This is a genomic window from Opitutaceae bacterium TAV5 (assembly GCA_000242935.3).
Taxonomy (GTDB): domain Bacteria; phylum Verrucomicrobiota; class Verrucomicrobiia; order Opitutales; family Opitutaceae; genus Geminisphaera.
Genome location: CP007053.1, coordinates 3,872,291 through 3,890,428 on the forward strand (window position 1 = coordinate 3,872,291; position 18,138 = coordinate 3,890,428).

The following is an 18,138-nucleotide window of genomic DNA, read 5'->3' on the forward strand; positions in this document are numbered from 1 at the left end:
GGCGCTTAGATAAGGGGGCTGGTCGTTATTTTTTACGTCTGGAAGCGGAGATGATCATGATATGTCTGGGACTGGTCATGAACTGGAAGTTTTTGGGTCTGCGTTTTTTTGTTCTGGGTTCGGCCCTGAGTGGGCGAAGAGGGACTGGGTCGGAAGCGATCTGGAGGGTGATGAGATGGATGAGGCGACGGTTTTTGCGAGGTTTGGCCGGCAGGAGCAGGGGGAGCCAGGAGCGCAGGGTGTCGATGGTGCCCTTGAAGCTGAGTCTTTCGATGTCAACATCATGAGTGATGGCCGTTTCGAGCATCAATGCGCGAACCATGTTGTAGGCGATGGCCTGCATCCAGATCTCCTTTTCGACCATTTGGGGTGTCAGGCAGCGCAGGATATCGAGGCCGAGGGTGATTTTGATGTCTTTGTAAAAAAGCTCGATCCGCCACCGGCGCATATACAGGGCAACCAGTTCGTGGTCCGGGTATTGTGCCGGGTCGAGCAAGGTAGTGGCCAGGGCGATCTGGCGGGTCCGGAATCCGGGAACCCCGACTTGAAAACGGACGATCCGCAGGACCAGTTCGCGGGGCAGTTCCCGCCACAGACACCGTTCCCATGTTTCCGGACGCTGGGGTTTTTTCCATCTGCTGATGCCGGCGTTATCCCTGCGGGCCTGGTGCAGGCGAAAAACGACCGGGACGCCCTTGCGTGCAAACAGGGCGATCAGTCCCCATCCGCAGAACCCCCGGTCAGCGAGCAGGACTTCGCCCTTGTGGACCCATCCGACCAGTTGCCGGGCCAGGGATATCTCGTGGTTTTTCCATGCGCTGGTCGCAAATTTGACCAGCCTGCCGGTTCCCAGACAAAACACTCCTACCAGCTGGGCGACCGGAAAACCGCATCCGGGCTTCTGCTGTCCGGCATAAGGCCATTGCCGGCGGTTTTGTTCTGTGTCCGGCATGCTCATCCCCGTGCCATCGATCACCTTGACCCGGTGGCCCCGCCAAAGGTAAGCGTCACGGTGGCGTTGCTTTATCCACAGACTGACCGAAGCGAATCCCTTGCGCAATACCTCCAGAGGCAAGCGTCTGCGTGCCTGGCAATAACCGCCGGTCGCCCCGTCGGGAACACCCAGGCCTCTGCCCGAGTACCATGCCTGAACCCGCCTCACCGCTTCCCGGCACGAGCACGAACGGTCCAGCACTTGCGACAAAAACGTCCAGAATGTCACCCGGGTGCTGAACACCCGGTCCCGGCAACCTTGCCCCTTCGAGAACACATCGGCCGTCAAAAAACGTCCGCCAATCTCGCTGAGCCCTCCCAACTGCCCCGTCGCCAGCGACAGCCTGCCGGCCGCTCTCCGTGAACGGCTGCCACACAAATGATGCGAAAAACCCGGCAAATATAACGTCTTGGTTTTCAAACCATTATGATTAACCAAAAGAAGGCACGTTTCAACTTGAATATCAAGAAATTATGAAAACACACTCCTCTCCTTCATCCCCCCTTCGCTTCAACGGTATCCCCCCTTATCTAAGCGCCATTCGGGTCAGGCCGTTGTTTGTTGGGGCAAGCCGACGGGGTCAGGCCGTTGTTTGTTGATTTTGAATTGCCATGAAGGAGATTGGCGTGAATGTGAGGCATGGCCAGAAAGCTGAGAATTCAGTATGCCGGGGCGTGTTACCACGTGATCAACCGGGGGAATTACCGGAGGGATCTGTTCGAAAGCCCGGGAACGGCGGAGGCTTTTTTGAGGGTTTTGTTCGAGGCGGTGGAGAAGTTTGGCTGGGAAATTTATGCCTGGGTGCTGATGCGCAACCACTACCATCTGGCGCTGGGCACTCCGGATCCCACATTGGTAGAAGGAATGCATTGGTTGCAGAGTACTCTGGCAACGCGCTTTAACCGTTTCCGGAAAGAAAGCGGCCATCTGTTTCAGGGACGCTACAAGTCGATTTTACTGGAAGACGAGGCAATCGTCGGGCGAGTTGTCGACTACATCCACCTTAATCCGGTCAGAGCTAAAATCGTAACTCCTGAACAGGTGGGCGCGTACCGGTGGAGCAGTCTGGTGCGGTTCATCCGGGGATCCCGGAAGCGAGGTATGCTGGCGTCAGAGTGGCTGAAGGCGAGAGGAGGCTGGGATGACAGTACAGAGGGGTGGAAGGCCTACGAGGCCCATCTTGTCGAGATCGGACGTGATGAGGCTGCTTGGGAACGGGAAGGGCTGGTCGGGTTGTCGAAAGGCTGGGCAATCGGCACGCCCGTGTGGCGGCAAGCCGTGGCCAAGGATCATGCGCGGCTGTCGTTGAACCCGGGAATGGAGCAGGAAGAGATTCAGGAACTGCGTCGTTTGGCGTGGGTTGAGAGTTTGCACAAGCACTTGCGTCTGGGAGGCAAGAATCAGGATGATCTGAAAAGCCGGCCGAAAAACCTGCCATGGAAAGTAACGCTTGCCTACCAGATCCGGCAGGAAACGGGCGCGCCGATCCCGTGGCTTGCCGCGAATCTGCACCTTGGCAAACCGGCGTCGGTACGCAGCTACCTGTCACGCCATGGAATATTGAGAAATCAACAAACAACGGCCTGACCCCGTTTCCGTTCTCTGACCCCGTTTCCGTTCTCTCCGTTTCCGTTCTCCATCGTCACTCCGGCTCAATGCCGCCCTTGACAGGTGCTATCAATGATAGCACCTGTTGCCCATGCCACAATTACTCGTCCGTGACATCGAGCCATCCGTCGTCAAGAAACTGCGCAGCCGTGCAGCGGCACAAGGTGTGTCTGTCGAAGAGGCACACCGGCGCTTGCTGCGTGCCGCGCTGGTCGGCAGCACGCCGGCTCCCGGGCGCAACTTCATCGAATACCTGCGCAGCATCCCCCGGGACGAATCCATCGCATTCACGCGCAGCACTGACCTTCCTCGCGACATTTCTCTTTAATGGCCTGCCTCATTGATACTTGTGTCATATCCGAATTGAGGAAGCCGCAGTGCAACCCTGGCGTTGCCGCATGGATGTCCGGGATATCGCCGGAAGAAGCCTGCCTCAGTGTAATTACCTTGGGGGAGATCCGCCGCGGCATCGAGCTGCACCGGCTCAAGGATCCCGTCGCGGCCGGAAGCCTCGAGCGGTGGTTGTCCGGCCTCGAAACCCATTATGCCGAACGCATCCTTCCGATAACCGCCGCTATCGCCGACCGATGGGGGCATCTGTCTCCTCATCAACCACTCCCGGTTTCAGACGGTCTCATTGCCGCGACCGCGATCGAGCACAGACTCTCCATCGTGACCCGAAACGTTGACGATTTCCGGCGCTCGGGCGTCAACACCCTCAACCCATTTCTGTAATCCAGGATGCCATAGGGCGGAGGGGGTCTGGCCTGACCCCGTTCCCGTTCTCGTGGCGCTTCCGCCCGCTTCATGTCAGACCGTCCATCGATTCAGCGGGTAATGTTGGTCAATGAATTCGTAATCCCGGTCGTTTTCCAGCAAACCCACGCCGTGTTGAACGACGGTTGCCGCGATCAGACAGTCGATGGAGTTCCGGATGGTGATTCCCTGACGCCGCAGATTGCGGTAAATCGTTGCGCCAAGTTCAAACGTGGAAGCATCGTCGGAGAGGTAGAGCAGGTTGCTGAATTGCTGTTTGACCGCCACATATTGCTTTTCGTCGCGGATGCCTTGCAACACTTCCGTGAGGACGAATCCGCAAAGGCAAAGGTCGTCCCGGTTTAGAATGAGTTCGGTCAGACGCTCCGTTTGCGGAGTCGTTTTATTGCGAAGGAAATCGATCCAGACCGTGGAATCCACGAGGGTTTTCATTCCACCCTGGCCTTTCGCATGGCGTTCAGGTCACCTTCCCATTTCACCTTGCCGCGCAAGTCCAGCAGCCCCGTCTGTTTCTCTCGACGCACTAGCTGGGTAAGGGCATGATTTACAAGTTCTTTTCTCGTTTTTATCCCGGTCAGTTTCAAGCCCTGCCTGATCAGGTTTTCGTCCAGAACAATGTTGGTTCGTTTCATCGCATACACATAAAATACGAATCTGATGTGTATGCAAGCATGAGGGAAGGTTCCCTTTGTTTCCAGGGGGGCGGGGAGGCGGGGACGAGCCAGGCGGTCTGACCGTCGGGTGCTGATTGTGGGGGTTGCTGCGAGGGAAACCAGGAGAACAGGGGGGAGGATGGCTACAGAAAGGCCGGGAATCCGGTATCCCGGAGCCTGTTACCCTGGGATCAACCGGGGGAATTCATTGCAGGGAGCGGCCTGGCCGGTTGCTATTTCCGAGGTTCTTCCATCTGTTGCCGGGTAATTGCGGCCGCGACGAAGCCCTTCCCGACGATGATTCTCGATGCAACCTGTGACATCACCTACACGAACGAGTCCGACGTGCCCGCTCTCTTCATGCTGCGTCCGAGGAGCGGGTGGGCGCAGTGGATCATGGAGGATCATTACCACATCGGCCCGCGCGTCCAGATGGTGGAGTTTACCGACCTGTACGGGAATCTTTGCCAGCGGCTCGTGATGCCGCCCGGCGAGTTCCGGGTATCCGTAAAAGTACGGGCCGATGTCCAGGACCGGATCGACGTGGATCCGGCAGCGTCGGCGATGCCGGTGCAGACCCTGCCGACGGATGTGCTGCATTATCTTTTGCCGAGCCGCTATTGCCAGTCGGACCGGATGGGGGACCTGGCTCTGGAGATTGTCGGGCAAACCGTGCCCGGCTATCCGAGCGCCGAGGCGATTCGCGCGTGGATCAACAAAAACATTCACTATCAGTATGGTACCAGCGATGCCTCCACGTCGGCGGTGGATACGGTCCGAACCCGGCAGGGCGTGTGCCGCGATTTTGCCCATCTGGGCATCGCTCTGTGCCGGTGCCTGAGTATTCCGGCGCGCATGGTCGTGGGCTTCCTGCACGAGCTCGATCCGATGGATCTGCATGCCTGGTTCGAGGCTTACGTCAACGGACGCTGGTTTACCTTCGACGCCACCCAGGACCAGCCTCGCGGCAACCGGATCGTCGTCGCCTACGGGCGCGATGCCGCCGATGTGGCCTTGGTGACAACCTTTGCTCCCACGACCCTGAACGTTATGAAAGTGACCGTCTCCGCCGCGCCTGTCTCGTAGCCCGCGGACCGGGCCAATCCACAGGGCTCGGGTGAACGGTGTCCGGAAGAGAGATCAGGGGGAAATCAGGGGGAAGGAGAGGAGTCCGGCTTCAGGGCATTTTATACCAGCGTCCCGAATGTTTTTGATTTTACACAAAGGCCGCAAAGGACGCGAAGAAGGTAATTGGCAATCCTTTGCGCTCTTTGCGGCCTTGGTGTAAAAATCCGAAGGCTTTGGGGCTTTGGTATTAAACAGAACGGTAGCCGTAGGCACATGCCCCCGTACATGTGGAGACGATGCAAAGCATCGCCGGCTTGAGGTGAGGTGCCCTGCGCCTCGTCCGGCAGGCGATCTTTGGTCCCGGTCAATCCTGCCAGTTTACAACTTGCAGGCCGTCCACACGCCCGAATTCCCGTATGTTGCGGGTAACGAGGGTGGCTCCCAGTCTTCTGGCCTGGGCGGCAATCAGGGTATCCAAGGGACCGATTCCCTGTCCTTTCGATTCCAGATCATGCCGGATGGCCGCATAATGGTGCGCATCTTCCCGGGTCCAGGGCTCGACCGGCAGGAGGCTGGCAAGCTCGGCGAGGCGAAGGCGGGCTGATTCGCTCGTGCCTTTGGTCACCCCGAATTCCCTTTCTGCCAGGACGATGACGGACAGGCAGAGCTCCGGGAACGCCGCCTGCATCCGCCTTCTCAGGCCTGCATGATCTCCTCGCATGTACGCGGAGAGAGCGTTGGTATCAGGCATGTAGCTCATTCGCGCGGAATATCGGGGATGGCATGAGGAGCGACGTCGGGCAAATCGGGACAGGAACCTGCCAGCGCTACAAAACGCCGACGGCGTTCTTCCGCATCCGAGGTCAGGGGTTCGATAAGGAGGGCGCCGCTCGAGGTCCGCGAGATGAAGGCTTCGGTGCCGGGAAGGCGGAACTCGCGAGGCAGACGGGCCGCCTGCGAACCACCATGCTTGAAGATCTTGATAATCCGTCGATTAGTTGGAGCAGAGGGTGCTGCGACGGGTTCGCCGGGCATCAGGGGTCTGGATCGGGAACGTATGGACGGCATGTAGCTATGTGTAGATACGAAACCGTCGGAGTCAAGAACTGGTACTGTAACCCTGAAAGCCGTAATAATGGGAACCGCTAATCTCCGCTAATCCGGAAGTGATGAGCCAAAGGAACCAGAGGTTCCCTTCACTCGGAAGGTGAAGACTCCGGGCACCCGATTTGTTTTTCAACCTGCTCATTATTAGCGTCTATTAGCGTTCATTAGCGGTTTCTATTTCTGAATTCAGGGTAACGGATGCGAATTTCGTAGCCATACAGACTTCCTTATTCCGATAAAAAGATATCGCTTTTCGCTGTTTTTCAGTTTTTTTAGATAAAATGATAACGATAAAATCCTCAGCCGAGGTGGCATCCGCCTTGGCAGCCAGGCTGCGGGAGCGGCGGTTGCGGCGAGGGTGGAGCCAGGCGGAACTGGCAGAGCGGGCGGGTCTCAGGTTGCCGACCTATGTGATGTTCGAGCGGACCGGGCGGATCGCACTGGCGCGGCTGCTCAAGGTGCTGGACGTGCTCGGACTGCTGGAAGAGTTCGACCGGATCGGGCGAAGCGAGGATCTGGCAGGCATGACGCTGGACGATCTTGTGCGGCCCGTGCCGAAGCGGGGACGGAGGACGGACCGTGGCGGCCGTGGCACTATCAGGGCGAAAAGAGACGGGCAGGAGGCATAGGGTATGGAACGGATGCAGGTGTATTACGAGGGGCAAACGGTCGGCACGCTGGCGTTGGGGTGTAATCGGAAATGATAAGTGGCACGGGCATCCCTGCCCGTGGACGGCGCGAAGCGCCGCCTTCCGGAACACAGGCAGGAACCCTGCCACTTCATGGCCAAAGATGTCCATGCCTCCACCATTGCCGATTACACTCTTGGCAGTGGTCCGGGGGGGGCCACTTGCCCGCCACATGGGTTATTTTTCATGCGCGAAAATTTTTAATTGCCCCGGACGACCTCGTTGGCAGGGTTGAACGATTGTGCAAGTTGTCAGGATAACAGAAGGTAACAGAAGCGCATCGACGGGGTTCACGCTTGTGGAGTTGCTGGTGTCCCTTGGAATCACGGCCGCTTTGGTGACCGGCCTCCTGACGATAACCGGCCATGTGCTCGGCGTCTGGAATCGCTCGTCCGGCAAATTGCAGACCGGGAACGATGCGCGGCGCGTGCTCGACCAGTTGACCGCCGATTTGCAGGGAGCGATCATGCGGCGCGACGGGAATGCATGGCTGGTGGCGACGCTCCAGCGGGATCAGGGGGTGACGGGCGATACGGGGATGGATGCCAAGTTCAAGGACAAGTGGAAGGCGGGCGCGGGCGGCGCGGTGAAGCCGGGGGCGGGCGACGGTTCTCTGGATTTTTCGGACGGGCGGGAGCCCCGGTTCGGGCAAGCGGGAGTGTGGCTGCGGTTTTTCACCACGCCGCCGGATAACCATGTGGCGGCAAAGTCGGTGCTGAAACTGCACGACGTGTCGGCGCCGCGCGCTGTATCCTGGAGAATGATACGCGGGGAAATGCCGGGAGGCGGGTGTCGCTATCTGCTGTTTCGGGCGGAAGTCCGGCCTTGCAGCGACACCGCCACCGGCAGGTCGACGTTTGAACTCGGATACGACCTGCTCGGTGGTGTGAACGGGAGCGAGCCCGGCGACAGCGCCGCCAGTTTCGGTTACAACAAGGGAAGCGGGACAGAGGCCGATCCGGGCAATGTTATCCGCCCCAACGCCAATCAGCTCATCGCCACCGAAGTGGTGGATTTCGGCATCCGGTTGTTCGGGCAGGACAACGCGGGCGCGCGGGTCGAGGTGTTCCCGTGCCACCGGGACGCGGCGGGGGCGTTGCTGGCCGGAGGGAGCATCGGCGCGGCGGATTTGCCGGTGAGTCATGCCGCCTCGACGGTGCGTAACACGGCGACCGCTCCGGTGACGTGTTTGACTGTGGGCGACATCGAGTACGGGTTTCCGGTCGCGGCGGAGATTTTTCTCCGGATCCTCACGCCGCAAGGCGCGACGATGCTGACGGCGTTCGAGGAGGATACGGGCCGTTTCCCGGGGCGGGGCTGGTGGGACATCGTCGAGGAGTACTCGGAGGTGTTCGTCCGGTGGGTCGAAATCCTGGCGCCTGCGTTCTGATCGCCGGCAGCCCGAAAGGTCCGGATTTTTACACGAAGGCCACAAAGAACGCAAAAAATTGGTGATTATCAACTTCGTTGTCTTTGCGGTCTTTGTGATCTTTGTGTAACGGATGTTACGCGACGGAGGGGAAGTGGCGCGGGCGTCTCGCCCGCTCCGGCGTGGCACGGCCATCCTGGCCGTGGACGGCGCGAAGCGCCGCCGGTTTGTTTCCGGACGTCGCGGAGAGGCAACGCGCACGGGCAAGATGCCCGTGCCACGCCGGAGCGGAGAGGCACCCGAAGCGGGCGAGACGCCCGCGCCACGACGCTCCGCGTAACATCCGTGTGTAAGGTCAAAACTGCCTGGAATCCCGGACTGATGCCGGCACGGATCCTTCCCGGGAGGCGTGGAGCCGGTACGGAAATTGCATCCTGTGCCGGACGGGTTTTGATTCCTGTCTCCATCTCATGAAAATTCACTGGTTCCAGCATGTTCCGTTTGAAGGGCTCGGGGAGATCGGGCCGTGGCTGCTCGCTCGCGGGCATGAACTCTCCTGTACCCGATTTTACGCGGGCGAGTTGCCGGCGGCAGAGGCGGCGACGTGCGACTGGCTCGTCGTGATGGGCGGACCGATGAATATCTACCAGTACCGCGATTATCCCTGGCTGCGCGCGGAAAAGCAGGCGATCCGCGCGCGAATCGACGCCGGGGCGCGGGTGCTCGGCGTATGCCTGGGCGCGCAACTCATCGCCGACGTGCTCGGAGCCCGGATCTACCAGAACGCCGAACGCGAGATCGGCTGGCTGCCGGTGCGGGCGGTGGCGGGCAGTGAAAAGGAGCCGCTGGCTTTTCCGGACGGAGAGTCGCTGGTGTTTCACTGGCATGGAGACACGTTTGACCTGCCGACGGGAGCGACGCGGCTGGCCTCGAGCGAGGGCTGCGTCAACCAGGCGTTCGCGATCGGTTCGCGGGTGCTCGGGTTGCAGTTTCACCTCGAGATGGGGCTGTCCGAGGTAGAGCGGATTTGTGGGGAATGCGCCGCCGAACTGACGCCGGACCGCTATGTGCAGGATGCCGAAAAAATTCTCGGGCAAACACCGTTTGCCGCGGAGGGGGCCAAAGGCCTGCTGAACCGGTTGCTGGGGCGGATGGCGTCGTGAGCGGAGCGGCGGCATGGCAAGCTGTCGGCCTCCGGCCTCGGTACGTGCCGCTGCAGACGACGCAACGCGTCGCCGGTTCGGACGTCGAGGCACCGGGCGAAGCGCTGACGCGCCTCGTCGCAGCGGGATTGGCAGAAAAATGCCGCCGCTCCGTCACACGTCGTCGTCGCCAGACAGTTACGCCCGCCCGGGGGGAGGGGGCGGGCGCCCGTTACGGCAGCCAGGGAAACTTCCGCGCGTCGGGTTTGCGTTTTTCCTGCTGGGCCCGGTGAAATTCCTTGGCCTCGTCGCTCATGTAGTAGAGCAGGGTGGCGTTGCCGGCCAGTTCCTGCAGGCCGGCCTGGCCGTCGACGTCGGCGTTGAACGCGCTTTTCAGGCAGCGGATCGCGAGCGGGCTGTGGCCGAGAATCTCGCGCGCCCACTTCACGCCTTCGGCTTCCAGATCCGCAACCGGCACGACGGTGTTGACCAGGCCCATGTCGAGCGCCTGTTGCGCGTTGTACTGGCGGCACAGATACCAGATTTCGCGCGCCTTTTTCTGGCCGACGATCCGGGCCAGGTAGCTGGAGCCGAAGCCGCCGTCGAAGCTGCCCATGCGCGGGCCGACCTGGGAAAAAATCGCGTTGTCGGCCGCGAGGGTCAGGTCGCAGACCACGTGCAACACATGCCCGCCGCCAACGGCGTAGCCGGCGACCAGGGCGATCACGACCTTGGGCATCGAGCGGATGAGCTTTTGCACATCGAGGATGTTGAGCCGCGGGATGCCGTCGCCGCCGATGTAGCCGGCGTGGCCGCGCACGCTCTGGTCGCCGCCCGCGCAAAACGCGTACTTGCCGTCGGTGTGCGGACCGGCGCCGGTGAGGAGCACCACGCCGATGGAGGTGTCCTCGCGGGCGTCGATGAGGGCGTTGTGCAGTTCGAAGACCGTTTCGGGGCGGAAGGCGTTGCGCTTTTCCGGGCGGTTGAGGGTGATCTTCGCGATCCCGTCGGCCTTGTGGTAGAGGATGTCTTTCCAGGTGCCGGTGGCTTTCCAGTCGGGGAGATTCGTCATAGAGGAAACTGCCGAGCGTGCGCCGCTCTTCGCCAGCGTCAATATCGGCGGACAGCGAGGCCGGCCGCCGCAAATGCCAGATTGCGCCGCGAGGGCGGTTTCGTCAAAAGTCCGGTTCATCATGACACTACTCGAATGGCTCGAGGCGCTCAGTTACATCGTGACCATCGTCGGCTTGCCGTTTGCCATTTTTGTTTTCCTGAAAGAGCAGCGCAAGGAACGGCAGAACGATGACGAGGAGCTCTACCTGCAGCTTTCCGACGAGTACGCCAAGTTTCTCCAGCTCGTGCTCGGCAACGCCGATCTGCAACTCGTCACGCGCCGGTCGGTGCCGGGGCTCACGCCCGAGCAGATCGAGCGGCGCAACGTCATCTTCGAAATCCTCATCGCGCTTTTCGAACGCGCCTACCTGCTCGTTTACGAGGAAGACATGAGCCCGCAAACCGCGCGTCTGTGGCAATCGTGGGACGACTACATGCACGAGTGGTGCCGCCGGCAGGATTTCCGTGAGTTGCTGCCGGTCCTGCTGCCGGGAGAAGACCCGGATTTTTGCCGCTACATCCAGAAAATCGCTGACGCCGAGGCTGGCGAACCGGCGAGTGTCCTTCCGGCGGCGGGCAGCACGACCCGGGGAGACGAAAAATGAACGGCGGTGTCATCACGGTCGCACCGGGACGGGTGTCCGCTCCCGCGCCGGGTTCCGAAGCAGCGTCTTCGTCCAATCTGTTGCGCGCCCTGGTGAGCAGCGAGCGTCCGCAGGAGCGGCTGGCGCGGCTGGGGCCGGGTTCGCTGGGCGACGTCGAACTGCTGGCGATGCTGTTGCGCAGCGGCACGCGCGGGCACGATGTGATCACGCTCGCCACGCGTCTGCTGAAAGAGGCCGGGTCGCTGCACGGGCTGACGCGCTGGAGCGCGGCGGATTTCCGGCGGTTGCGCGGCATCGGTCCGGTCAAGGCGCTGCAACTGGTGACGGTGATGGAAGTGGCGCGGCGCATCCTTTGCCAGGGTGTGGGGGAAGCGCCGCTGATGAGTGACAGCGCCGCCGTGGCGGCGTTCATGCAGGCGCGGGTGCAGGGGCTGGCGGTCGAGAAGTGCTGGACGCTGTGCCTGAACGTGCGCAAGCGGCTGATCCGTTGCGTGGAGATCACCTCCGGGACGGCGAACCAGGCGCTGTGCCACGCGCGGGAGGTGTTTCGGGATGCGATCCGCGAATCGGCGTGCGGGGTGATTCTCGTCCACAATCATCCGGGCGGCGACCCGATGCCGAGCAAGGCCGACATCGAGCAGACGCGACGTTTGCGGGCGGCGGCCGAGGTGGTGCAGATCGAACTGGTGGACCACGTCATCGTCGGCCACCGCGACGCGGATCCGGCCGGGCGCGGCTTTTTCAGCTTTCGCGAGGCCGGGATGATCTGACGACGCGGCGCAGCCGCGGATGCGGGGGAGGGGAGGGAGACAAAAGGATGATCGGGCGAAAAAAACTCTTGAAGTCCGGACGATCGCCGGGAGATTTGCCGTTCCCTTTTTCGGTAGGATACTCAAGTGGCCAACGAGGGCAGACTGTAAATCTGCTGGCTTACGCCTTCCCTGGTTCGAATCCAGGTCCTACCACCACTTTCCCGAAATAAAAAAACGGGCTTCGGCCCGGAGTGGCGAGAGGGAGGGATTGACAGCGCCGGAATGGATGCGCATGAACCGGTCATTGTTTTTGCGGCTGTAGTTTAGTGGTAAAACTCCACTCTTCCAAAGTGGTCTCGAGAGTTCGATTCTCTCCAGCCGCACCATTTACAAGCTGCTGATTTACTGCTAGTTAGCTGGCAGGCGAGGGGATTGGCAGCAAAATGGCAGCAAATCGCTGCTGATGGAGGGCGGGCTTGATGAACGCCGCCCAACTCCAAGGCGGCAAAGCCGTTTGCCCGCGTCCGCGCCGCTCCTATACGCCGAAGGAAGCGTCCGCGCTTCTGGCGGAATGGGGCATTTTCCGAAGCGAAAAATGGTTCTGGAAAGCCTGTAAGAATAAACGCGTGCGCACGCTGCCGGCGTTTTCGTCCGGCCGTTATCAAGTCCCGGAAGAAGAGCTTTTCCGGCTGGCCGGGATCAAGGACCAGGCGGAACCGGAGGGAGCGTCATGAGCGCCCGGGACGCCGCCCGCGAGGCGAAATCAAGGGCGATTCTCGCCCGAAATACTGCCAGCGAAACGGCATTTCTGGCCGAAAGCGCCGGGCGTTTGGCATGGCTGAAACCGGCCTCCGAAACGCTCACACGGTGTATTATCGCAGAGGCAACGGAACGCGAACAGGCGTTTATCGACGCCGCCGAGCGTCACGACGAATTGGCCGGTTTCGACGTAAACGCCCATTTGGCGCAGGCGATTGCCGCCGCCCGAAACACGAAACGGCACACGGCCCGGCACATTTCCCGCGCTCCGGAAGTGGGCATTTCCGGGACCGGGGCTCTTTACGACATCTCCGAATCGGATGAAACCGATTACGTCGAGACGCTAGAGGAAACGCGTTCTTTCAAGTGGTATGCCGGGGTTGAGAAGACGTTTTTCTCGCTGATGGACGGCGAGACCGGCGCACTGGTAAGCCCGGAAAAATACGAAAAACGTCTGGCCGAAAAAGAGCGTTTGCTGGATCAGGCTTACACCATCGTCAACGGCCTGCGCGATGGCGGGATTGAGGCGATGCGAGACGACAAGTGGAAGCTATGGCGTTTCCATGTGCACAGCGAACATGTGCAGGAATTGCCCTCTTTCCGCCGCATCATGCTAAACCCCTACGTGGCGGCGATGGCCCGCGCAGGGAAGCTGGCGGCGCTGGAGCACTTCCTCTCGCTGTTCGATCCCTGGCGTTACCGATTCTGGACATTTACAACCGGAGAGCGCTGCAAGGTCGATACGCTCCGCGCCCGGATTCGCTGGCTGCATCGCCGCATTTCCAAGCTGAATGGCCATTTCAAAAAATGGGGCTTCCCGCTGGAAATCGTGTTTCGCGCCACCGAATTTGGCACACTCGAAGACGGCAAACGCGATGCGAAGGGCATCCGAAACGGTGGCGAAATCACCCGAAAAGGCCGGCATACTTTTTACCATCCGCATGCCCATTGCGTCGTATTGGTGCATCCAAACGCCCCGTTTATGTCGGAGGCGAAATGGGAAATGGTCATCAATTCGGTCCACGGTTTTTGGAAACGGGCGGGCGAAAAACTCCATTGGGATGCGGGCAAATACATTCAAAACGCCCGCGAGTGCTGCAAGTATGCCACGAAGCCGGGCGACATGGTCGAACTGGCCCGTTCGCGGCCGAGTGAGCTTGCGGCGCTTTACGAAGCCACCCGGAAAATGCGGCTAGTAGAGCCGATGGGCATGTTGCGGGAGCGGATCAAAGCCCGCGCCGCTGCCGGCCTCATGCTGGCCCGCGACACGACATCCGGCGACGGCGGAATCTGGTTGGAAGTCCGCGATCCGGATGCCAACCCGACGACGAAACCGTTTCCGGGTGAAAGCGAGGCCGCCACCCGCCAGCGCCGGCTGACACTGAAGGCGCTGCGCGAGGAAATGCGCCGCTCGCACTTCCGGGACGCCGAAGACCAGCCGGACGTGTGCACGGTCGTGAAACGGTGCATGCCGACAGTCGGCCCGGATCGGGTGAAAGAGCCGACCGTCATGGTCATGGGCAACGTGTTTGACCTCGCGGCCGTTCGCAATCATCCGCTCGTTAGGCGCATAAGACACTATACTAAAGAGAGTTATATGGGTGGCCTTCGGCTTGCCCGTCTCGAAGACGGGGAGCGTTCCGGCGGCGGATGCCTGGATCAGAGTCCACACGGTCACATCAACTGTCCCGCCGATGCGTGGACACCGCCGAATCCCGATTTTGAACCGGATTTTTATGCAAATCCGGGAAGTTTCGAGACCGCCTGGCCGGTCTCGGAGGCAATCGAAACCACCGCCAACACATGAAAAACGAGACCCAAGGAATCCCCACGTCCGCCCCTGCGCCCCGCCCGCCGCTGAAACGCACACCTGCGCTGTGGATTCGGCCGAATCCGGACACGGCCGGCCGTTGCACAGTGTTCCGCGTCGATGTGCTTCGCACGTCGGAAGACGGCTTCGCCGTGGTCGAAGTCGTCGAAAACAGACAGCACACGCTGAAACACGTGAACATCAGCGATCTCGCCAGCACGCCCGAAAAGGCGATGGAGCGAATCCTTTCCCGACTTTCTGCCATGCTCGCCGGACCGGCGTTAACCGCAATGCCTGGGATGAAGGCGAGCACGGCGGACAACCTTTCCCCGGAGACCGCACCATGAACCTGCGCAACGCCTACGAATATCTTTTGGCAGAACTTGAAAGCTCCTGCCTCGAAGTGGTGCTAGTGCCGCAACGCATCCGCACGAACGAAGGCGGCATGATCCGCGTCGCCGTGTCTAAAAACGCCACCTGGTACCGGCGTTTCTGCGCGAGCTACGCCAGTTCACGGCGACGGAAAAACCTCGCTTTCGACACCAAAATCAAACGCCGCAACGTTGCCACGACGCTGCAAACGCTGATCCGGTGCGGGTATTCACGCAGCCAGTACGCTGCGCATCTCGTACACATCGCCCGCCGCACCGCCGTCGAAATGCCCGCCGAATTTGCCGCATGAAAACAAAACTCCTCACTCGAAAAGTACTCTCTTCACACGGGCATTATGTAGCGAACGCCGAAACAGGCGCGGTCCTGCTCTCGTATGCTCCATTGCCAATTAAACGATTCGGTTTTTCGCAGGCGGACATTTCGACCAAACCAATCGACATCCTTTGCGTTGGTTACTGGCTCTTCGATGGGAAATATGAGCCCCCTGTAGTTCTTCCCGAAAAACCGCTCTTCATTCCGTTGAAACGGGAATTTTTCGAGGCGTTCAAGCGTGGGGAAAAACGAAACGAATACCGTATCTATGGTCCATGCTGGAATGAGCGCACCTGCCGAATCAGCCGCGCCGTTGTCCTCTCGCTTGGATACGGAAAACAACACCGTCTGAAGGGTCGAATCACCAGCTTCGGTGTAAACACCGCCCCGCACAACATTCCCGGCTGGCGCGAGTGCTACGGCATCAACGCACACCATCCCGCCGCCGTCATCGGCATCGCCTTGGACAAATGAAAATGCTCGCCAGCAAACACCAAATGACCCGCCACGAACGCGACCGCGTGCATGGCATTTACCGTAGCGGCCGGACGAACGGTCTCCCTGCTGACCTCGCATGGCGTGAGGCGATTTTCGCCGTCCTGATTTTGCCCGTCTTCCCCTGATTTCCCGATGAAAAACGAACCCGAAAACACACCGCCTGCCAGCCAGGCGAAAACGGTGGCATCCTCCGAATTGCTCGACACGGAAATGCCGCCTGTAACCGGCGAGGAAACGCCCTCTGCCACGCCACCCGCGCAAACACCCGCATCCGATGCGGCCGGCGAAGTCGATTCACTGAATCGCCCGTTTGACCCGACCAAATTCCGGCACGAAAAAGACAGCCTCGGCCGCTGGAAAAATCTTTTTGCCGGCCGAAAGGGCAAAAAGGGCAAAACGCCCGGCACTGAGACGCAACCGCCGCCACCCGCCAGCTTCATTCCGGACGTGGACCCGTCTCCGTTGCCGGATGACAGTGACGATGACGCCGCCGATGATTCCACGGCGTCTGACACCCCGGCCGATGACGGCGCGCTCGCGCCGGAAGACGCGGCCGAAGTGTTCGCCAACGCCGTTTACACGGCCACTGGATTCGCCACTGGCGAACACGAGGAAGCGCAGCCGCCGCCGGGCGCCCATCGCAACCTGAAACGCACCATCGCCGCGAAGGTGCGCGCCTCCGATGTGCAGATCGTGGGGTGGGTCGCCGTGGCGTTTGCCGTGCTGGCTTACCTGCTGACCGTGTTTCGCAAGCCGAAAACCGCAGCACAGGTGCGCGCCTGGATGAAATGCGAGCCGGCCGAAAAAACCGTTTCGCCCGCCGCGCCGCCGCGCCAGGTCGAACCAATCATTTCACAACAGGATTTCCTGTAACGCCAACCTCAACGCATCACGCCATGAGCAACAAAAACACCGAAAAGAAACACGATGCGGCCGCACCGGCCGACTCCACCAAAACGGCCGGCACGCCTCCGAATGTCACGTTTGTTGACGTGGAGGTTTTGCCACCCGTCACGCAAATCCTGATCACGCCGGAACCCGCCTGGCGGATGTTCTCGCGCCATGCCCTCGCGCTGATCCTGCCTGGCGCGTTTCTGGCGCTGGTCGGCTTCATCATCGCCGTGGTACGGCCGGATGCTACCTGGCTGCTGTTGTTGCTGCCGTTCCTCCTGGTCGTGGCGCTGCTTTTCCGGCCGCGCAATCCGGAACCGGATGCAGTCCGCCCCGGCCTCGTCAATCGCGCCTTGCAATCGCTCTTCCGCAAGTAATGGACGATATTCACCGCGCAATCATCGGCGGCACGGGTTCAGGCAAAACCTTTGTCGCCCAACAATGGGCCGCCGATTTCCGCCGCGCTGGCATCGGCACGCTTGTGATGCACAAGCCTCGCGAGCCGTGGCCGGCGGAATGCGCGTCATGGCAGACACCCGATCCGGAACGCCTGCAAGCCATGTTCTGGCGGGCAAAGCGTTGTGCCGTCTTCATGGAGTTGGCGGATGCGCACGTGAACAAATGGGATGACCGCTTCCATCAGTGTTTTTCCGAAGGAAGGCACGAAGGACACCGGTGCTTTTTCATCAGCCAGTACGGACCGCAGGTGCATCCGCTGATCCGCGCCAATTGTTCATCCCTCGCCCTGTTCGCCACCACAAAAAAGGCGGCAAAAGCGTGGGCGGAAGAGTTCAACGATGAAGGTCTGATGGGGGCGGTGACGCTCCCGCCTCACATGTTTTATTTCAAGCCCTCACGCTACCAACCCGCCGTTTTGCGAAAGGTGAGAGCATGAACACGGTGACAATCTCTCTTCCCCCGCCCTCATCACGCTGCTGTGGCGCTCCGGTTTTGTATGTGACGATGGGAAATGCTCCGATGGAAAAACAATGCAGCCAATGCAGGAAATTTTACCCGATCGGACAAAAACCGGAATACATTCAACCTCGCATTGATTGCGCGTTGGAAATGAGCGAAGCGGTGGTCAAGTCGCTGAAGCTGGACCCGACGAATATGGCTGAACCCGTGGCGAGGTTGAAGGCGGCAATCGCCGCTCTTGGCCCATTTGTGGAGCGTGACAGTCCGGAGCGTGACGGTGCCGGCGCCGTCACATGCCGGCGTGTCACGCCGGCTAAACTCTAACGCGGCAGTGTCACACGAAAACCTGGTACTATCGGTGTTTCCCGGCGCGGACCTGCTCGGACGCGGATTCGAGGCGGAGGGGTTTTGCGTGGTGCGCGGGCCTGACCTCGTGTGGGGCGGCGACGTGCGGGATTTCCACCCTCCGCCCGGAGCGTTTGCTGGCGTGATCGGCGGACCGCCGTGTCAGGATTTTTCGCGGGCGCGGCGTTGTCCCCCGACCGGGAACGGCGTCGCCATGTTACACGAATTCTCCCGCGTGGTGTACGAGGCGCGGCCGGATTGGTGGCTGATGGAAAACGTGCCGGGCGTGGATCATCTCATGGTGGAAGGGTATTCCGTCCAGCGGTTCAACCTGA

At 60.6% G+C, this 18,138-nt stretch carries 25 protein-coding genes and 2 tRNA genes; 21 read left to right on the forward strand and 6 right to left on the reverse strand.

Annotation, left to right across the window (positions count from 1 at the left end; genetic code table 11):
* Positions 1–25: 25 nt before the first annotated feature.
* Positions 26–1,414 (reverse strand): transposase IS4, encoded by a 1,389-nt coding sequence (locus OPIT5_16540; GenBank protein ID AHF91591.1) that lies wholly within the window; start codon positions 1,412–1,414, stop codon positions 26–28.
* Positions 1,415–1,633: 219 nt separating this feature from the next.
* On the opposite strand from OPIT5_16540, the gene OPIT5_16545 reads away from it, so the two are divergent.
* The 3 genes from OPIT5_16545 to OPIT5_16555 all read left to right on the forward strand — a co-directional run bounded on the left by OPIT5_16545 (position 1,634) and on the right by OPIT5_16555 (position 3,337).
* The gene (locus tag OPIT5_16545; protein AHF91592.1) at positions 1,634–2,581 is read left to right on the forward strand and encodes a hypothetical protein; all 948 of its coding nucleotides are present in this window, start codon (positions 1,634–1,636) and stop codon (positions 2,579–2,581) included.
* A gap of 112 nt (positions 2,582–2,693) precedes the next feature.
* Positions 2,694–2,930, forward strand: a complete 237-nt coding sequence (locus OPIT5_16550) for a DNA-binding protein (GenBank protein AHF91593.1) — start codon at positions 2,694–2,696, stop codon at positions 2,928–2,930.
* Complete coding sequence (locus tag OPIT5_16555; protein AHF91594.1) at positions 2,930–3,337, forward strand: twitching motility protein PilT; 408 nt, start codon at positions 2,930–2,932, stop codon at positions 3,335–3,337. The genes OPIT5_16550 and OPIT5_16555 overlap by 1 nt, the downstream gene beginning before the upstream one ends.
* A 75-nt stretch (positions 3,338–3,412) precedes the next feature.
* On the opposite strand, the gene OPIT5_16560 is transcribed toward OPIT5_16555, so the two are convergent.
* Together OPIT5_16560 and OPIT5_16565 are read right to left on the reverse strand one after the other, a co-directional pair.
* Positions 3,413–3,811, reverse strand: a complete 399-nt coding sequence (locus OPIT5_16560) for a twitching motility protein PilT (protein ID AHF91595.1) — start codon at positions 3,809–3,811, stop codon at positions 3,413–3,415.
* Positions 3,808–4,011 (reverse strand): hypothetical protein, encoded by a 204-nt coding sequence (locus tag OPIT5_16565; GenBank protein AHF91596.1) that lies wholly within the window; start codon positions 4,009–4,011, stop codon positions 3,808–3,810. The genes OPIT5_16560 and OPIT5_16565 overlap by 4 nt, the downstream gene beginning before the upstream one ends.
* 318 nt (positions 4,012–4,329) lie before the next feature.
* Between OPIT5_16565 and OPIT5_16570 the strand changes: the two genes are divergently transcribed.
* The gene (locus OPIT5_16570) at positions 4,330–5,118 is read left to right on the forward strand and encodes a cysteine protease (protein ID AHF91597.1); all 789 of its coding nucleotides are present in this window, start codon (positions 4,330–4,332) and stop codon (positions 5,116–5,118) included.
* Between the two features lie 346 nt (positions 5,119–5,464).
* Here the strand turns inward: OPIT5_16570 and OPIT5_16575 are convergent, their stop codons facing one another.
* Positions 5,465–5,860 carry a twitching motility protein PilT gene (locus OPIT5_16575; GenBank protein AHF91598.1) on the reverse strand — a complete coding sequence of 132 codons (396 nt, stop codon included), beginning with the start codon at positions 5,858–5,860 and terminating at the stop codon, positions 5,465–5,467.
* Positions 5,857–6,135, reverse strand: a complete 279-nt coding sequence (locus OPIT5_16580; GenBank protein ID AHF91599.1) for a twitching motility protein PilT — start codon at positions 6,133–6,135, stop codon at positions 5,857–5,859. The genes OPIT5_16575 and OPIT5_16580 overlap by 4 nt, the downstream gene beginning before the upstream one ends.
* Before the next feature lie 353 nt (positions 6,136–6,488).
* Here OPIT5_16580 and OPIT5_16585 point away from each other — a divergent pair, with 353 nt between their 5' ends.
* The 3 genes from OPIT5_16585 (at position 6,489) to OPIT5_16595 (ending at position 9,428) form a co-directional block, all read left to right on the forward strand.
* Complete coding sequence (locus tag OPIT5_16585; GenBank protein AHF91600.1) at positions 6,489–6,836, forward strand: XRE family transcriptional regulator; 348 nt, start codon at positions 6,489–6,491, stop codon at positions 6,834–6,836.
* Positions 6,837–7,137: 301 nt separating this feature from the next.
* The gene (locus OPIT5_16590; GenBank protein AHF91601.1) at positions 7,138–8,286 is read left to right on the forward strand and encodes a hypothetical protein; all 1,149 of its coding nucleotides are present in this window, start codon (positions 7,138–7,140) and stop codon (positions 8,284–8,286) included.
* Positions 8,287–8,735: 449 nt separating this feature from the next.
* On the forward strand, positions 8,736–9,428 hold the full coding sequence (locus OPIT5_16595) for an amidotransferase (GenBank protein ID AHF91602.1): 693 nt from the start codon (positions 8,736–8,738) through the stop codon (positions 9,426–9,428).
* Positions 9,429–9,639: 211 nt separating this feature from the next.
* On the opposite strand, the gene OPIT5_16600 is transcribed toward OPIT5_16595, so the two are convergent.
* On the reverse strand, positions 9,640–10,479 hold the full coding sequence (locus tag OPIT5_16600; protein AHF91603.1) for a dihydroxynaphthoic acid synthetase: 840 nt from the start codon (positions 10,477–10,479) through the stop codon (positions 9,640–9,642).
* A 121-nt stretch (positions 10,480–10,600) separates the two neighbouring features.
* On the opposite strand from OPIT5_16600, the gene OPIT5_16605 reads away from it, so the two are divergent.
* The 14 genes from OPIT5_16605 (at position 10,601) to OPIT5_16670 (ending at position 17,782) form a co-directional block, all read left to right on the forward strand.
* Positions 10,601–11,125 carry a hypothetical protein gene (locus OPIT5_16605; GenBank protein ID AHF91604.1) on the forward strand — a complete coding sequence of 175 codons (525 nt, stop codon included), beginning with the start codon at positions 10,601–10,603 and terminating at the stop codon, positions 11,123–11,125.
* Positions 11,122–11,895, forward strand: a complete 774-nt coding sequence (locus OPIT5_16610; protein AHF91605.1) for a DNA repair protein — start codon at positions 11,122–11,124, stop codon at positions 11,893–11,895. The genes OPIT5_16605 and OPIT5_16610 overlap by 4 nt, the downstream gene beginning before the upstream one ends.
* Before the next feature lie 112 nt (positions 11,896–12,007).
* Positions 12,008–12,093, forward strand: a tRNA-Tyr gene (locus OPIT5_16615).
* A gap of 96 nt (positions 12,094–12,189) precedes the next feature.
* A tRNA-Gly gene (locus tag OPIT5_16620) sits at positions 12,190–12,263 on the forward strand.
* A gap of 90 nt (positions 12,264–12,353) precedes the next feature.
* A complete protein-coding gene (locus tag OPIT5_16625) occupies positions 12,354–12,611 on the forward strand; it encodes a hypothetical protein (GenBank protein AHF91606.1) in 258 nt (85 codons plus the stop codon).
* On the forward strand, positions 12,608–14,443 hold the full coding sequence (locus OPIT5_16630; GenBank protein AHF94453.1) for a hypothetical protein: 1,836 nt from the start codon (positions 12,608–12,610) through the stop codon (positions 14,441–14,443). The genes OPIT5_16625 and OPIT5_16630 overlap by 4 nt, the downstream gene beginning before the upstream one ends.
* The gene (locus OPIT5_16635) at positions 14,440–14,793 is read left to right on the forward strand and encodes a hypothetical protein (protein AHF91607.1); all 354 of its coding nucleotides are present in this window, start codon (positions 14,440–14,442) and stop codon (positions 14,791–14,793) included. The genes OPIT5_16630 and OPIT5_16635 overlap by 4 nt, the downstream gene beginning before the upstream one ends.
* Positions 14,790–15,128, forward strand: coding sequence for a hypothetical protein (locus tag OPIT5_16640; GenBank protein AHF94454.1), 339 nt, complete (start codon positions 14,790–14,792; stop codon positions 15,126–15,128). Before OPIT5_16635 ends, OPIT5_16640 begins: the two co-directional genes overlap by 4 nt.
* Entirely contained in the window at positions 15,125–15,625 is a 501-nt protein-coding gene (locus tag OPIT5_16645) for an RNA-binding protein (protein ID AHF91608.1), read from the forward strand. Before OPIT5_16640 ends, OPIT5_16645 begins: the two co-directional genes overlap by 4 nt.
* Positions 15,622–15,774 carry a hypothetical protein gene (locus OPIT5_16650; GenBank protein AHF94455.1) on the forward strand — a complete coding sequence of 51 codons (153 nt, stop codon included), beginning with the start codon at positions 15,622–15,624 and terminating at the stop codon, positions 15,772–15,774. Before OPIT5_16645 ends, OPIT5_16650 begins: the two co-directional genes overlap by 4 nt.
* 7 nt (positions 15,775–15,781) lie before the next feature.
* The gene (locus tag OPIT5_16655; protein AHF94456.1) at positions 15,782–16,522 is read left to right on the forward strand and encodes a hypothetical protein; all 741 of its coding nucleotides are present in this window, start codon (positions 15,782–15,784) and stop codon (positions 16,520–16,522) included.
* Positions 16,523–16,545: 23 nt separating this feature from the next.
* The gene (locus OPIT5_16660) at positions 16,546–16,917 is read left to right on the forward strand and encodes a hypothetical protein (protein AHF94457.1); all 372 of its coding nucleotides are present in this window, start codon (positions 16,546–16,548) and stop codon (positions 16,915–16,917) included.
* Positions 16,917–17,435 (forward strand): hypothetical protein, encoded by a 519-nt coding sequence (locus OPIT5_16665; GenBank protein ID AHF91609.1) that lies wholly within the window; start codon positions 16,917–16,919, stop codon positions 17,433–17,435. Before OPIT5_16660 ends, OPIT5_16665 begins: the two co-directional genes overlap by 1 nt.
* 173 nt (positions 17,436–17,608) lie before the next feature.
* The gene (locus tag OPIT5_16670) at positions 17,609–17,782 is read left to right on the forward strand and encodes a hypothetical protein (GenBank protein ID AHF94458.1); all 174 of its coding nucleotides are present in this window, start codon (positions 17,609–17,611) and stop codon (positions 17,780–17,782) included.
* Positions 17,783–18,138: the final 356 nt, after the last annotated feature.